14 protein-coding genes and 1 other annotated feature are annotated in these 15,695 nt (G+C 53.6%); of the genes, 11 read left to right on the top strand and 3 right to left on the bottom strand.

Features of this window, described 5'->3' with window-relative positions; translation table 11 throughout:
- Positions 1-77 precede the first annotated feature (77 nt).
- Together acrR and mscK are read left to right on the top strand one after the other, a co-directional pair.
- Positions 78-728: a multidrug efflux transporter transcriptional repressor AcrR gene (gene acrR / locus HV334_RS18100; protein ID WP_047416857.1), complete on the top strand. Its 651-nt coding sequence runs from the start codon at positions 78-80 to the stop codon at positions 726-728.
- Positions 729-855: 127 nt separating this feature from the next.
- Positions 856-4,221 carry a mechanosensitive channel MscK gene (gene mscK, locus HV334_RS18095; protein WP_181220738.1) on the top strand — a complete coding sequence of 1,122 codons (3,366 nt, stop codon included), beginning with the start codon at positions 856-858 and terminating at the stop codon, positions 4,219-4,221.
- 74 nt (positions 4,222-4,295) lie between these two features.
- On the opposite strand, the gene rsmS is transcribed toward mscK, so the two are convergent.
- Positions 4,296-4,457, bottom strand: a complete 162-nt coding sequence (gene rsmS, locus HV334_RS18090; RefSeq protein ID WP_016155875.1) for a pleiotropic regulatory protein RsmS — start codon at positions 4,455-4,457, stop codon at positions 4,296-4,298.
- A 14-nt stretch (positions 4,458-4,471) separates the two neighbouring features.
- On the bottom strand, positions 4,472-4,999 hold the full coding sequence (priC, locus tag HV334_RS18085) for a primosomal replication protein N'' (RefSeq protein ID WP_103283557.1): 528 nt from the start codon (positions 4,997-4,999) through the stop codon (positions 4,472-4,474).
- A 69-nt stretch (positions 5,000-5,068) separates the two neighbouring features.
- Between priC and HV334_RS18080 the strand changes: the two genes are divergently transcribed.
- The 8 genes from HV334_RS18080 (at position 5,069) to hemH (ending at position 13,239) form a co-directional block, all read left to right on the top strand.
- Positions 5,069-5,446, top strand: a complete 378-nt coding sequence (locus tag HV334_RS18080; protein ID WP_181220737.1) for a DUF454 family protein — start codon at positions 5,069-5,071, stop codon at positions 5,444-5,446.
- 193 nt (positions 5,447-5,639) lie between these two features.
- On the top strand, positions 5,640-6,191 hold the full coding sequence (gene apt, locus HV334_RS18075; RefSeq protein WP_006685676.1) for an adenine phosphoribosyltransferase: 552 nt from the start codon (positions 5,640-5,642) through the stop codon (positions 6,189-6,191).
- A 118-nt stretch (positions 6,192-6,309) separates the two neighbouring features.
- A complete protein-coding gene (gene dnaX, locus HV334_RS18070) occupies positions 6,310-8,241 on the top strand; it encodes a DNA polymerase III subunit gamma/tau (RefSeq protein WP_047501898.1) in 1,932 nt (643 codons plus the stop codon).
- Positions 7,574-7,638 (top strand) — a sequence feature (DnaX frameshifting element). It overlaps the preceding gene by 65 nt.
- A 58-nt stretch (positions 8,242-8,299) precedes the next feature.
- Positions 8,300-8,629, top strand: coding sequence for a YbaB/EbfC family nucleoid-associated protein (locus HV334_RS18065; RefSeq protein WP_003021764.1), 330 nt, complete (start codon positions 8,300-8,302; stop codon positions 8,627-8,629).
- Positions 8,629-9,234, top strand: a complete 606-nt coding sequence (gene recR / locus HV334_RS18060; RefSeq protein ID WP_016152082.1) for a recombination mediator RecR — start codon at positions 8,629-8,631, stop codon at positions 9,232-9,234. Before HV334_RS18065 ends, recR begins: the two co-directional genes overlap by 1 nt.
- 110 nt (positions 9,235-9,344) lie before the next feature.
- The gene (gene htpG, locus HV334_RS18055; protein ID WP_016152083.1) at positions 9,345-11,219 is read left to right on the top strand and encodes a molecular chaperone HtpG; all 1,875 of its coding nucleotides are present in this window, start codon (positions 9,345-9,347) and stop codon (positions 11,217-11,219) included.
- 232 nt (positions 11,220-11,451) lie between these two features.
- The gene (adk, locus tag HV334_RS18050) at positions 11,452-12,096 is read left to right on the top strand and encodes an adenylate kinase (protein WP_003021773.1); all 645 of its coding nucleotides are present in this window, start codon (positions 11,452-11,454) and stop codon (positions 12,094-12,096) included.
- A 180-nt stretch (positions 12,097-12,276) separates the two neighbouring features.
- The gene (gene hemH, locus HV334_RS18045) at positions 12,277-13,239 is read left to right on the top strand and encodes a ferrochelatase (protein WP_016152084.1); all 963 of its coding nucleotides are present in this window, start codon (positions 12,277-12,279) and stop codon (positions 13,237-13,239) included.
- Here hemH and aes read toward each other — a convergent pair.
- Positions 13,236-14,195, bottom strand: coding sequence for an acetyl esterase (aes, locus tag HV334_RS18040; RefSeq protein ID WP_047501896.1), 960 nt, complete (start codon positions 14,193-14,195; stop codon positions 13,236-13,238). The two genes, hemH and aes, sit on opposite strands and share 4 nt — an antisense overlap.
- Positions 14,196-14,347: 152 nt before the next feature.
- Here aes and gsk point away from each other — a divergent pair, with 152 nt between their 5' ends.
- Positions 14,348-15,652: an inosine/guanosine kinase gene (gsk, locus tag HV334_RS18035; protein WP_016152086.1), complete on the top strand. Its 1,305-nt coding sequence runs from the start codon at positions 14,348-14,350 to the stop codon at positions 15,650-15,652.
- Positions 15,653-15,695 lie beyond the last annotated feature (43 nt).

Below are 15,695 nucleotides of genomic sequence, written 5' to 3'. Positions count from 1 at the left end.
CGTTTATATTATCGTCGTGCTATGGTACATACATTCACAAATGTATGTAAATCTAACGCCTGTAAATTCACTGACCTATGGCACGAAAAACCAAACAACAAGCACAGGAAACTCGACAGCACATTCTCGATGTTGCTCTGCGTTTGTTTTCGCAACAAGGGGTATCATCCACCTCGCTTGCGGAGATCGCAGCAGCCGCTGGTGTCACGCGCGGCGCGATCTATTGGCATTTCAAAAACAAATCGGATTTATTCAGTGAAATCTGGGAGCTAGCAAAACCTAACATTGATGAGTTAGAGACTGAGTATCAGGCAAAATTCCCCGACGATCCACTATCAGTATTAAGAGAAATTTTAATTTACGTTCTTGAAGCTACCGTGACAGAAGAACGCCGACGTTTATTGTTGGAAATTATATTCCACAAATGCGAATTTGTCGGGGAAATGGCCTCAGTTCAGCTAGCTCAACGCAGTCTGTGTATTGAAAATTACGACCGTATCGAACAAACATTGCGGCACTGCATGAACGCCAACATGCTGCCGGAAAATCTGAACACGCGTCGCGTGGCGGTGCTGCTGCGTAGTTATGTTACCGGAATTATCGAGAACTGGTTATTTGCCCCTGAATCTTTTGATCTGAAAAAAGAGGCACGGGAATACGTCGCCGTGCTGCTTGAGATGTGTCTTCTCTGCCCAACCTTGCGGGTTAACGTAACGGAAACCTGTTAACTCTCTGGGTCCGCACCAGGAATTCTCCTGGTCATTTTGCCTCCTGCTATTCTGCCGGTCACAGCCGTGATATTCTTGCCGCTTGACTATTTTCGGTCACTTTTCCGGTTCAGAAACCTTCATTCTCATGACTATGTTGCAGCTCTATAAACGTTCACAGCATCTTATTGCTATTACCATTCTTTTCTTCATTCTTTTGCTATCCTGCCAGTCATCTGCATTTGCGCGGGCGCAACAGAGTGGTGAACTGCCGACGAAAGCGGATATTCAGAGCCAGTTAGACACGCTGAATAAACAAAAAGATCTCTCCGCACAGGATAAGCTGGTTCAACAGGATCTCATCGATACCATTGCCACGCTGGATAAAATCGATCGTGTGAAGGATGAAACCGTACAGCTTCGGCAAAAAGTTGCCCAGGCGCCGGAGAAAATGCGTCAGGCTACGGATGCGCTAAATTCGCTTAGTGATGTCGATAATGACGATGAAACGCGAAAAACGCTGAGTACGCTCTCCTTACGACAGCTTGAGTCGCGCGTGTCGCAGGTCCTGGATGATCTGCAAAGCTCGCAAAACGATCTGGCCGCTTACAACAGCCAACTAGTATCGCTGCAGACACAGCCAGAACGCGTACAAAATGCGATGTACACTGCGTCGCAACAGATGCAGCAAATCCGCAATCGACTCGATGGCACCACTGTGGGAGAGGCGGCTTTACGCCCCAGCCAGCAGGTGCTGCTGCAGGCGCAGCAAGCGTTGCTGAACGCGCAGATCGACCAGCAGCGTAAGAGCCTCGAAGGGAATACCGTTTTGCAGGATACCCTGCAAAAACAACGCGATTATGTGACGGCGCACAGTAACCGCCTTGAACACCAGCTCCAGCTCCTGCAAGAGGCGGTGAACAGCAAACGACTGACGTTAACCGAAAAGACGGCACAGGAAGCGGTAACGCCGGACGAAGCCGAGCGTATTCAGTCCAATCCGTTAGTGAAGCAGGAGCTTGATGTTAACCATCAGCTCAGCCAGCACCTGATTGCCGCGACTGAAAACGGCAACAGCCTGATGCAGCAAAATATCAAGGTCAAAAACTGGCTTGACCGCGCGCTGCAATCCGAACGCAACATTAAAGAGCAGATCGCCGTCCTGAAAGGCAGTCTACTGCTGTCGCGCATTTTATATCAGCAACAACAAACGCTGCCGTCGGCGGATGAGCTTGCCGATATGACCAACCGGATCGCCGATTTGCGTCTGGAGCAGTTCGAAGTCAACCAGCAGCGCGATACGTTGTTCCAGAATGATGCGTTTGTCGCCAAACTGGAAGAAGGACACAGCAACGACGTTAACCCTGAAGTCCATGATGCCCTGCTGCAGGTCGTGGATATGCGTCGTGAACTGTTGGATCAGCTAAATAAGCAGCTGGGCAACCAGTTGATGATGGCGATTAATCTGCAAATCAACCAGCAGCAGTTAATGAGCGTGTCGAAAAACCTGAAAGAGATCCTCACGCAGCAAATCTTCTGGGTTAACAGTAACCGTCCGATGGACTGGGACTGGATCAAAGCCTTCCCGCAAACCCTAAAAGACCAGTTTAAGTCGATGAAAATCACGGTGAACTGGGAAAAAGCCTGGCCCGCCGTGTTTATTGCGTTCCTGGCAGGGCTGCCGCTGCTGCTTATCGCTGGGTTAATCCGTTGGCGTTTGAAGTGGCTGAAGGATTATCAGGCAACATTAGCCGCCGCGGTGGGGAACCTGCGCAATGACAGTCAGCTTAATACGCCAAAAGCGATTCTGATCGATCTCATCAGAGCCTTGCCGGCGTGTCTGATTATCCTCGCGGTGGGTCTGATTCTGCTGACTATGCAGCTGAATATTAGCGACCTGCTGTGGGCGTTCAGTAAGAAGATGACCATCTTCTGGCTGGTGTTTGGTCTGTGCTGGAAGGTGCTGGAAAAAGATGGCGTGGCGATACGTCATTTTGGCATGCCAGCGAAGCAGACCAGCCACTGGCGTCGCCAGATTGTGCGTATTAGCCTTGCGCTGTTGCCGCTTAACTTCTGGTCGGTCATTGCTGAGCTGTCGCCGCTTAATTTGATGGACGATGTGCTTGGCCAGGTGGTCATTTTCCTCAACCTGCTGCTGATCGCCTTCCTGGTATGGCCAATGTGCCGCGAAAGCTGGCGTGACAAAGAGTCGCATGGTCTGCGTCTGGTCACTATTACCGTGCTGTCTATTATTCCGATTGCATTAATGGTGCTGACGGCGACAGGGTATTTCTACACCACGCTGCGCCTGGCGGGCCGCTGGATTGAAACGGTCTATCTGGTTATCCTCTGGAATCTGCTGTACCAGACGGTACTGCGAGGGTTGAGCGTAGCGGCTCGCCGTATCGCCTGGCGTCGTGCGTTAGCGCGTCGTCAGAACCTGGTGAAAGAAGGGGCCGAAGGCGCAGAGCCGCAGGAAGAACCGACTATTGCGCTGGAGCAGGTTAACCAGCAAACGCTGCGTATAACCATGCTGGTGATGGTTGCCCTGTTTGGTGTTCTGTTCTGGGCCATTTGGTCTGATTTGATCACCGTGTTCAGCTATCTCGACAGCATAACGCTCTGGCATTACAACGGCACCGAAGCGGGTGCGGCAGTGGTGAAAGACGTCACCATGGGCAGCCTGTTGTTTGCGATTATTGCGTCAATGGTCGCGTGGGCGCTGATCCGCAACTTACCCGGCCTGCTGGAAGTGCTGGTGCTCTCGCGACTGAAGATGCGCCAGGGGGCTTCTTATGCGATCACCACGATCCTGAATTACGCCATCATCGCCATCGGTGCGATGACGGTCTTCGGATCGCTCGGCGTCTCGTGGGATAAGCTACAGTGGCTGGCCGCTGCTCTCTCGGTTGGTCTTGGTTTCGGCTTGCAGGAAATTTTCGGTAACTTTGTTTCCGGTCTGATTATTCTGTTTGAACGCCCGGTACGCATCGGCGATACCGTGACCATCGGTACGTTCTCCGGAACGGTCAGCAAGATCCGTATCCGTGCCACCACCATTACTGACTTCGATCGCAAAGAGGTGATCATCCCGAACAAAGCATTCGTGACGGAGCGTTTGATCAACTGGTCGCTCTCCGATACCACCACGCGTCTGGTGATCCGCATTGGCGTGGCCTATGGTTCGGATCTGGACAAAGTGAAGAAGGTGCTGTTGCAGGCGGCGACAGAACACCCGAAAGTGATGCACGATCCGGAGCCTGCAGTGTTCTTTACCGCCTTCGGTGCCAGCACGCTGGATCATGAGCTGCGTTTATACGTGCGTGAATTGCGCGATCGTAGCCACACGGTTGATGAACTTAACCGGGCGGTCGATCGTTTGTGCCGTGAAAATGACATTGATATCGCCTTTAACCAGCTCGAAGTTCACCTGCATAACGCGAAAGGTGACACCGTGACCGAGGTTAAGCGTGACATCATTAAAGGTGACGATCCGACGCCTTCGGTAGGTTAATAGAAAAAATCATCAGGCCTGCGAGCTTCGATTCATTCGTAGGCCTGATAAGTGCAACGCCATCAGGTTTTCAGTTACAGCTCTTTTTTAGATAAAGAGAGCAGTTTCTTCTCGTAATCCTGCTTCACAATCTCCAGTGCTTTCAGAACTGTTTCAGGCTCCATCTGATTCTCTTCAAGCAGGACAATCAAATCGACGGCCAGTTTGACTTCATCTGGGGCGTTCTCTAATGACATAAATTCTCCGGGGATTAGCGGGTTAAACGCGCCAGCATGTTATCTATTCTTGCCAGTGCATGACGACAGCGTGCCAGTCGTGCTTCGAATGCCTCTACTTCGCGATGCAGTTTTTGCTGTTCTTCAAAGCCCGTAACCTGTGCCAGGCGTTCTTTACGTTCACGCGTCATTTCAACCAGGCGGCGCTCAAACTCCTGATGTTGAACTCGCTTACGCTGCCAGCGCGCCAGGCCAGGAGAGGCGCAGTCCCACTCCCGGAGCGACCAACTGGCGGTTTCACGTGAAATCGCCTCTAACTGTGAGGCAAGGTGTTCCGTAAGCCAGGTAATTTGTGGTAGTTGTTGCTGTTCAACTGCGCGACGTAGAGCAGTGAGATTATCATCAGCTTCATCCAGACAGGCCTGTAGCAACGTGCTGCGGGTGTGAAACAGATGCCTGTCAAAGCGGGCGCTAAGCGTGGCATGGTGTGCCAGTGGGGCACAACGCTGCCGTAAGCGGTTAAGCTGGTTTTCGAGCGTCTGAAGCAGCATGACGGTTTTCACGACAACACTCCGATGAAAATGAGAACTGTTATGATAAAGTAGCGATTCTCTGTGTTAAGTATTCATATTATGCAACGCATTATTCTAATCATCATAGGCTGGATAGCGGTAGTGTTAGGAACGCTGGGCGTTGTATTGCCTCTGTTGCCGACAACGCCGTTTATCTTGCTGGCCGCCTGGTGTTTTGCTCGCTCGTCGCTGCGTTTTCACGACTGGTTGCTGTACCGTTCGTGGTTCGGCGGGTATCTGCGCCACTGGCAAAAACACCGCGCGATGCTGCCGGGAGCAAAGCCGCGCGCTATTTTGTTGATCCTGGTAACGTTTAGTATTTCACTGTGGCTGGTCAATATGATGTGGGTACGCGGCCTGCTGCTGGTTATTCTCGCCTGTTTACTGATTTTTATGTGGCGGATCCCGGTGATTGATGAAAAACAACAAAAGCAGTAAAGCGCAATAAACGCTGTTGCAATTGTCTCTCACAGCCAGTAAATTCGACCGTTTTCGAGCACAGGCGCAGGTGGTCAAAGGTTAAGCAAATATAACCTTGGCTCTTATACAGACACAAAATCATTCAAGATACGTCGAGGATGAAGTGTATAGTGCGCCGTGAAGTAATACTGTATTAATCAGGCACAAACTTATGACCGCGACTGCACAGCAGCTTGAGTTTCTCAAAAATAGCATCAAAAGCATCCACGATTACCCAAAACCGGGCATTCTTTTTCGTGATGTCACCAGTTTACTGGAAGACCCGAAAGCCTACGCCCTCAGTATTGAATTGCTGGTTGAACGCTACAAAAATGCGGGTATCACTAAAGTGGTTGGTACCGAAGCGCGTGGCTTCCTGTTTGGCGCGCCGGTAGCGTTGGGTCTGGGCGTTGGTTTTGTTCCGGTACGTAAACCCCGTAAGCTTCCGCGTGAAGTTATTGCTGAGAGCTATGAGCTGGAATACGGCACCGATCAACTGGAAATCCACGTTGATGCCATCAAACCTGGTGATAAAGTTCTGGTTGTGGACGACCTGCTGGCAACCGGCGGCACGATTGAAGCGACCGTGAAACTGATCCGCCGTCTGGGTGGCGAAGTGACCGATGCTGCATTTATCATTAACCTGTTTGATCTTGGCGGCGAGCAGCGTCTGGAAAAGCAGGGGCTGACCTGTTATAGCCTGGTTCCATTCCCGGGCCACTAATTTCGGGCTATCTTATCTCGGCAGATTAATACCGAGACACACAACCTCGCCGTCGCTGCGAGGTTGTGTTAGCATTATCTCCCTGTGAATCCACCCTCCAGCCTTTCAGAGCCTGCCAATGAGTTATCAGGTCTTAGCCCGAAAATGGCGCCCACAAACCTTTGCTGACGTCGTCGGCCAGGAACATGTGCTGACGGCACTGGCGAACGGCTTGTCGTTAGGGCGTATTCATCATGCTTATTTATTTTCCGGCACCCGTGGCGTCGGGAAAACGTCAATCGCCCGTTTGCTGGCGAAGGGATTAAACTGTGAAACCGGCATCACCGCTACGCCGTGCGGCGTGTGCGATAACTGCCGTGAAATCGAGCAGGGGCGCTTTGTCGATCTGATTGAAATCGACGCCGCCTCACGCACCAAAGTCGAAGACACCCGTGACCTGCTGGATAACGTCCAGTACGCGCCAGCGCGCGGTCGCTTTAAGGTCTATTTGATTGACGAAGTGCACATGCTGTCGCGCCACAGTTTTAACGCCTTGCTGAAAACGCTCGAAGAGCCGCCCGCGCACGTTAAGTTCCTGCTGGCGACCACCGATCCGCAGAAACTGCCGGTGACTATCCTGTCGCGCTGTCTGCAATTCCATCTTAAAGCGTTGGATGTCGAACAGATTCGCCATCAACTTGAGCATATCCTCAAAGAAGAGCATATCGCCCATGAGCCACGTGCGCTGCAACTGCTGGCTCGCGCCGCGGACGGCAGCCTGCGCGATGCGCTGAGCCTGACCGATCAGGCGATCGCCAGCGGCGATGGTCAGGTCTCGACCGACGCGGTCAGCACCATGCTTGGCACGCTGGACGACGACCAGGCGCTCTCGCTGGTTGAAGCGGTTGTGGCTGCGGACGGCGAACGCGTTATGACGCTGGTGAACGATGCCGCCGCGCGCGGTATTGAATGGGAAGCGCTACTGGTTGAGATGTCGGCTCTGCTGCATCGTATCGCCATGGTTCAGCTTTCACCTGCCGCACTCGGCAGCGATATGGCCGCTATTGAACAGCGTATGCGCGAACTGGCGCGAATCGTCCCGCCAACCGATGTGCAGCTTTACTACCAGACTCTGTTAATCGGGCGCAAAGAACTGCCGTATGCGCCGGACAGGCGAATGGGCGTTGAAATGACGCTGCTACGTGCGCTGGCTTTTCATCCGCGCATGCCGCTCCCGGAACCTGAAGCCCCACGACACTCGTTTGCCCCGGTCGCACCCACTGCGGTGATGAACCCGACGCAGGTGCCGCAGCAGCAGCCTGCGGCAGCGCAACAGCAACAGAATGTGCCGCTCTCCGATGCTACCAGCCAGGTGCTGGCGGCACGCAGCCAGCTGCAACGCGCTCAGGGAGCAACCAAACCAAAAAAGAGTGAACCGGCAGCCGCTTCCCGCGCGCGGCCGGTGAATAATGCTGCGCTGGAAAGACTGGCTTCGGTGTCGGAACGTGTTCAGGCGCGTCCAGCGGTCTCTGCACTGGAAAAAGCGCCAGCGAAGAAAGAAGCGTATCGCTGGAAAGCGACCAATCCTGTTGCAGAAGTCAAAGAAGTCGTCGCTACGCCGAAAGCGCTGAAAAAAGCGCTTGAGCATGAAAAAACGCCAGAACTGGCGGCAAAGCTGGCGGCTGAGGCCATCGAACGCGACCCGTGGGCCGCACAGGTGAGCCAGCTCTCGCTGCCTAAACTGGTGGAGCAGGTGGCGCTTAATGCCTGGAAAGAAGAGAATGGCAACGTGGTTTGCCTGCACCTGCGTTCCACGCAGCGACACCTTAACTCCAGCGGCGCGCAGCAAAAACTGGCCGAAGCATTGAGTTCCTTAACAGGGTCAACGGTTGAATTGACCATCGTTGAAGATGATAATCCAGCGGTGCGCACGCCGCTGGAGTGGCGTCAGGCCATTTATGAAGAGAAACTCGCGCAGGCGCGTGAGTCGATTATTGCGGATAATAACATTCAGACGCTGCGTCGTTTTTTCGATGCGGACCTGGACGAAGAGAGTATTCGCCCCATTTGATCGTCAGCCATTACGGTTTGACGGTCGTCATCCCTTAACGTGATTGAGAGAGAAGCCTATGTTTGGTAAAGGCGGTCTGGGTAACCTGATGAAACAGGCCCAGCAGATGCAAGAAAAAATGCAGCAGATGCAGGAAGAAGTCGCCAAGCTGGAAGTGACCGGCGAATCTGGCGCGGGTCTGGTAAAAGTAACCATCAACGGCGCGCATAACTGCCGTCGTGTGGAGATCGATCCAAGCCTGCTGGAAGACGACAAAGAGATGCTGGAAGACTTGGTTGCTGCGGCATTCAACGACGCCGCGCGCCGTATTGAAGAGACGCAGAAAGAGAAGATGGCCTCTGTTTCCTCCGGAATGCAGCTGCCGCCTGGCTTTAAGATGCCGTTCTGATGCAAACCAGCCCGCTGTTAACTCAGCTTATGGAAGCTCTGCGCTGTCTGCCGGGCGTTGGCCCGAAGTCTGCGCAGCGCATGGCGTTCACGCTGCTTCAGCGCGATCGCAGCGGCGGGATGCGTCTGGCGCAGGCGTTAACGAAGGCGATGTCGGAAATCGGCCACTGTGCCGATTGCCGCACATTCACAGAACAGGACGTCTGCAACATCTGCTCGAACCCGCGTCGCCAGGAAAACGGTCAGATTTGCGTGGTGGAGAGTCCGGCGGACATCTACGCCATTGAGCAAACCGGGCAATTTTCTGGACGTTACTTCGTGCTGATGGGACACCTGTCGCCGCTGGACGGTATTGGCCCTGATGATATCGGGCTGGATCGTCTTGAGCAGCGGCTGGCATCTGAGCAAATCAGCGAACTGATCCTGGCGACCAATCCCACGGTCGAAGGAGAGGCGACCGCCAACTATATTGCTGAGCTTTGCATGCAATATGACGTTGAAGCCAGCCGTATCGCCCATGGCGTTCCGGTTGGTGGCGAGCTGGAAATGGTCGATGGCACCACGCTGTCGCACTCTCTGGCAGGACGACACAAGATTAAATTCTGAACAAACGGAGGCCGCGACGGCGGCTTCCGCTTGAAATCCTTCCCGCTTGTCCCCATTTCACCCTCAACCTGTTTTTACCATTGAAAATGGCATTGTTGAGGTAGACCTACATGAAAGGACAAGAAACTCGTGGTTTTCAGTCAGAAGTAAAACAGCTTCTGCACCTGATGATCCATTCTCTGTATTCCAATAAAGAAATCTTCCTGCGTGAGCTTATCTCTAACGCCTCGGATGCGGCAGACAAGCTGCGTTTTCGCGCACTGTCTAACCCGGACCTGTATGAAGGTGACGGTGAGCTGCGTGTGCGTGTTTCCTTCGATAAAGATAAGCGTACGTTGACCATTGCCGATAACGGCGTGGGGATGAACCGTGATGACGTTATCGATCATCTGGGGACCATTGCGAAATCCGGTACTAAATCTTTCCTTGAATCCATGGGATCCGATCAGGCGAAAGACAGCCAGTTGATCGGCCAGTTCGGGGTTGGCTTCTACTCTGCGTTCATCGTGGCGGATAAAGTCACCGTGCGTACCCGCGCAGCGGGCGATAAACCGGAAAATGGTGTGTTCTGGGAATCTGCGGGTGAAGGTGAGTACACCGTTGCCGACATCACCAAAGACGATCGCGGCACCGAAATCACGCTGCATCTGCGCGAAGGCGAAGACGAGTTCCTTGATGACTGGCGCGTACGTTCCATCATCAGCAAATATTCCGACCATATCGCGTTGCCGGTAGAGATCGAAAAATCCGAAGAGAAAGACGGCGAGACCGTGGTTTCCTGGGAAAAGATCAACAAGGCGCAGGCGCTGTGGACCCGTAACAAGTCGGAAATCAAAGACGACGAGTACAACGAATTCTACAAACATATCGCGCACGACTTCACTGATCCGCTGACCTGGAGCCATAACCGTGTGGAAGGTAAGCAGGAGTACACCAGCCTGCTGTACATCCCGTCTCAGGCTCCGTGGGATATGTGGAACCGCGATCACAAGCATGGTCTGAAACTGTACGTTCAGCGCGTGTTCATTATGGACGACGCCGAGCAGTTTATGCCGAATTACCTGCGCTTTGTGCGTGGCCTGATAGATTCTAACGATCTGCCGCTGAACGTTTCTCGTGAGATCCTGCAGGACAGCACCGTCACCCGTAACCTGCGTAGCGCGCTGACCAAACGCGTACTGCAGATGCTGGAAAAACTGGCGAAAGACGACGCGGAAAAATACCAGACCTTCTGGAAACAGTTCGGCCTGGTGCTGAAAGAAGGCCCGGCGGAAGACAACGCTAACCAGGAAACGATCGCTAAGCTGATGCGCTTCGCGTCCACGCACACTGACTCCTCCGCACAAACCGTGTCGCTGGAAGACTACGTGTCGCGTATGAAAGAAGGGCAGGAGAAAATCTACTACATCACCGCAGACAGCTATGCGGCGGCGAAGAGCAGCCCGCACCTGGAACTGTTGCGTAAGAAAGGCATCGAAGTGCTGCTGCTTTCTGACCGTATCGATGAGTGGATGATGAACTACCTGACCGAGTTCGACGGTAAGGCATTCCAGTCCGTAGCCAAAGCTGACGAGTCCATCGACAAGCTGGCGGATGACGTTGACGAATCGGCAAAAGAAGCGGAAAAAGCGCTGACGCCGTTCGTTGAGCGCGTGAAAACCCTGCTGGGCGATCGCGTAAAAGAAGTGCGTCTGACTCACCGTCTGACCGACACGCCGGCCATCGTTACCACCGATGCGGACGAAATGAGCACCCAGATGGCGAAACTGTTCGCTGCTGCCGGCCAGGCCGTACCGGAAGTGAAATATATCTTTGAACTCAACCCGGACCACGTGCTGGTCAAACGCACGGCGGATACCCAGGACGAAGCACAGTTCAAAGAGTGGGTTGAACTGCTGCTGGATCAGGCGCTGTTTGCTGAACGCGGCACGCTGGAAGATCCGAACCAGTTCATTCGTCGTATGAACCAGTTGCTGGTGTCCTGATAGCCGTAAGGTAATGCCGGATGACGCTAACGCGTGTCCGGCTTACACCATCTCGTCGATCCCTGGCCGGATACGGTGTTTACACCGCGATCCGGCATTTTCTCTCCTCATTTTTAATTTTCCCACCGTTAACCGTTTCAGCGTCGGGCGTCTTCCTTGAGCCAATTGCGTGATGGTGGTATCGTTTAGCGCTTTTTAAAAAATATCGACAACCTTTAAGGGGATTTTCGTAATGCGTATCATTCTGCTTGGCGCTCCGGGCGCGGGTAAAGGAACTCAGGCTCAGTTCATCATGGAGAAGTATGGTATTCCGCAAATCTCCACCGGTGATATGCTGCGTGCTGCCGTGAAATCTGGCTCCGAGCTGGGCAAACAAGCGAAAGACATCATGGACGCCGGTAAGCTGGTGACTGATGAGCTGGTGATCGCGCTGGTAAAAGAGCGTATTGCTCAGGAAGACTGCCGTAATGGTTTCCTGCTTGATGGCTTCCCGCGTACTATTCCGCAGGCTGATGCCATGAAAGAAGCAGGCATCAACGTGGACTACGTTCTTGAATTCGACGTTCCGGACGAGCTGATCGTTGACCGTATCGTGGGTCGTCGCGTACACGCTGCTTCTGGCCGCGTTTACCACATCAAATTCAACCCGCCTAAGGTTGAAGGCAAAGACGACGTGACCGGCGAAGAGCTGACCACCCGTAAAGACGATCAGGAAGAGACCGTACGTAAGCGCCTGGTGGAATACCATCAGATGACCGCTCCGCTGATCGGCTACTACTCTAAAGAAGCGCAGGCGGGTAACACCAAATACGCGAAAGTTGACGGCACCCAGGCTGTGGCTGACGTTCGCGCAGCGCTGGAAAAAATCCTCGGTTAAGTTTTAGCGCAGTCAATGCCGGATGGCGGTGTCAACACCTTATCCGGCCTACGATTTTATGTAGGCCTGATAAGCGCAGCGCCATCAGGCAAATTCTCGTCTTACCTTTCACAGCAATTAGTTCTTCTTTATCGCTTTTCCGCTACAATTATCAACAATTTGAATCGATAAGAGGCGGTAATGCGTCAGACGAAAACCGGTATCCTGCTGGCAAACCTCGGCACTCCCGATGCCCCAACCCCCGAAGCCGTTAAGCGCTACCTGCGCCAGTTTTTAAGCGATCAACGCGTAGTCGATACGTCACCTGCGCTGTGGTGGCCGCTGCTGCGTGGTGTGATTTTGCCGCTGCGTGCGCCACGCGTGGCGAAGCTGTACCAGTCAATCTGGATGGAAGACGGTTCCCCGCTGATGGTCTACAGCAAGGCGCAACAGCAGGCGCTGGCACAACGTCTGCCAAATACGCCTGTCGCGCTGGGGATGAGCTACGGTTCACCGTCGCTTGAAAGCGCGGTCGATGAACTGCTGGCAAGCGGAGTTGAACACATGGTGGTGTTACCGCTGTACCCGCAATATTCCTGTTCTACCGTGGCGGCAGTCTGGGACGAACTGGCGCGAATCTTAGCGCGTAAACGCAGTATTCCTGGCATCTCATTTATTCGTGATTACGCCGATGACAGCAGCTACATTGATGCGCTGGCCAAGAGCGCCCGTGATTCATTTGCTCAACATGGTGAACCCGATTTGCTGCTGCTTTCCTACCACGGCATTCCGCAGCGCTACGCCGATGAAGGCGATGACTACCCGCAGCGCTGCCGCGATACGACTCGTGAGCTGGTTTCAGCGCTTGGCTTGCCGCCGGAAAAAGTGATGATGACCTTCCAGTCTCGCTTTGGCCGTGAACCGTGGTTAACGCCATATACCGATGAAACGTTAAAAATGCTGGCGGAGAAAGGGACCCGACATATCCAGGTCATGTGTCCGGGCTTCGCGGCTGATTGTCTCGAAACGCTGGAAGAGATAGCGGTGCAAAACCGGGAGATTTTCCTTGAGGCAGGCGGTAAGCAATATGAGTATATTCCGGCGCTGAATGCCACACCGGAACATATCGAAATGATGGTTAAACTGACCGCAGCCTACCGTTAAAGCTGCGCTCTGAAGTAACGCGCGCCCTCCCGCAACGCATCGTCGGCGGTTTTCATCATCCGCGAATAGTGCAGGAAGGCGTGCAACGTGCCGGGGTACATTTTGTACTGGCAGGGCTGCTGATGCGCCTGTAGCGTCTGGAATAATAAGCGGCTATCGTCAATCAGCGGATCAAACTCCGCACCGGCGATAAAACACGGCGGTACGTCGCGCGTCAGGTCGTTATTAAACAGGCAATAGTACGGTGATTCACGATCGTCGGCGCTACGCAGGTACGCGTTTTCGTACATCTGCAGATCCTCGCGGGTTAAACCATCCCAGGCGCCGCCCATTAGCCGTCGGCTCAGTGAATCCTGCAGGCCGTAAAGCCCATACCACAACAGCACGCCAGCCACCTTGCCGCAGGCAATTTGTTTATCCCGCAACCACAACGCGCTGGCAAGCGCCAGCATGGCCCCGGCGGAATCGCCCGCAAAACCAATATGATTCACATTAAGGGAATAATCGCCAGCGTGCTGATAAAAGTACTGACAGACGGCGACAATCTCTTCGATGGCTTGCGGGTAGCGGGCCTCTGGCGCAAGCGAATAGTCGATGCCAATGATCGTGCACTGCGTATAGCGCGCCAGTAAACGCATAATGCGATCGTGGGTATCCAGATTACCGAGAATAAAACCGCCGCCGTGCAGGTAATATAGCGTCGCCTGGCTATGGGGCTGAGGAGCGTAAATTCGTGTGGCAACGGGGCCGCATGCGGTGGAAATAACGCATTCTCGGGTATTCATCTGTGGGGCATCGGCATTCCACAACTGCCGTTCATGAATGTAGTGTTTACGCTGGGCCACAAAGTCATCGGCAGCGGGCCACGGCGGCAAATCTTCGCGATGAAAATTCACCACACTTTTCATTTCATCCGAAATGTTGTCGAGTACGGGGATCTTGTTTTCCGGCTTCATAAAGCGCTCCTTGTGAAGGTGAGTTATTGTAGAAATTCATCCCGGATAAACTGCGATCTCACCGTCCGATATTGAAACTCAGCGCCGCATCGCATGCGCAGCGGGGAATGTGCTACCATGCATCGCTCAGCTAACCACCCGTAAAATCGACCATGAAATTTCCCGGTAAACGTAAATCCAAACACTATTTCCCCGTCAGCGCGCGCGATCCGTTGCTGCAACAAATTCAGCCAGAAAATGAAACCAGCGCAGCCTGGGTGGTGGGTATTGACCAGACGCTGGTGGATATTGAAGCCAAAGTTGATGATAACTTTGTAAAACGTTATGGATTAAGCGCCGGGCACTCTCTGGTGATTGCAGATGATGTCGCTGAAGCGCTCTACCAGGAACTGGTGCGTGAAAATTTGATCACCCATCAGTTTGCGGGCGGTACTATCGGTAATACGATGCACAACTACTCCGTGCTGGCGGATGACCGCTCGGTGCTGCTGGGTGTGATGTGCAGCAATATCGAGATTGGCAGCTATGCGTACCGCTATTTATGCAATACCTCCAGTCGTACCGATCTGAACTACCTGCAGGGCGTAGATGGACCGATTGGTCGCTGCTTTACGCTGATTGGCGAGTCCGGTGAGCGTACCTTTGCAATCAGCCCTGGGCATATGAACAAGCTGCGGGCGGATAGCATCCCTGAATCGGTGATTGCCGGAGCGTCCGCGCTGGTGCTGACGTCTTATCTGGTGCGCTGCGAGCCGGGCGAGCCAATGCCGGAAGCGACCATGAAGGCGATCGAATTTGCTAAAAAACACAATGTACCGGTGGTACTGACGCTGGGCACCAAATTTGTCATTGCCGATAATCCGCAGTGGTGGCAGGCATTCCTGAAAGAGCATGTCTCAATTCTGGCGATGAATGAAGAAGAGGCCGAAGCGCTGACCGGCGAAAACGATCCGCTGCTGGCGTCCGACAAGGCGCTGGATTGGGTGGATCTGGTGCTGTGCACAGCGGGACCGGCGGGTCTTTATATGGCGGGCTTTACGGAAGAAGAAGTCAAACGTAAAACCCAGCATCCGCTGCTGCCTGGGGCCATTGCCGAATTCAACCAGTACGAGTTTAGCCGCGCCATGCGCCATAAAGATTGTACCAATCCGCTGCGTGTGTATTCGCACATCGCACCATATATGGGCGGTCCAGAGAAGATCATGAATACCAACGGCGCTGGCGACGGCGCGCTGGCGGCATTGCTGCATGATATTACCGCTAACAGCTATCACCGCAGCAACGTGCCTAACTCCAGCAAGCACAAGTTCACCTGGCTGACCTATTCGTCGTTAGCCCAGGTGTGTAAATATGCGAATCGCGTGAGTTATCAGGTGCTGAACCAGCATTCCCCGCGCCTGACGCGCGGTTTGCCGGAACGCGAAGATAGCCTCGAAGAGTCGTACTGGGATCGTTAAATCATGCACATGCCGGATAAGCGATAGCGTTATCCGGCAACGA

The organism is Citrobacter sp. RHBSTW-00944, assembly GCF_013615435.1.
GTDB classification, from domain to species: Bacteria; Pseudomonadota; Gammaproteobacteria; order Enterobacterales; family Enterobacteriaceae; genus Citrobacter; species Citrobacter braakii.
This window is presented reverse-complemented; position numbering and strand designations above follow the sequence as displayed.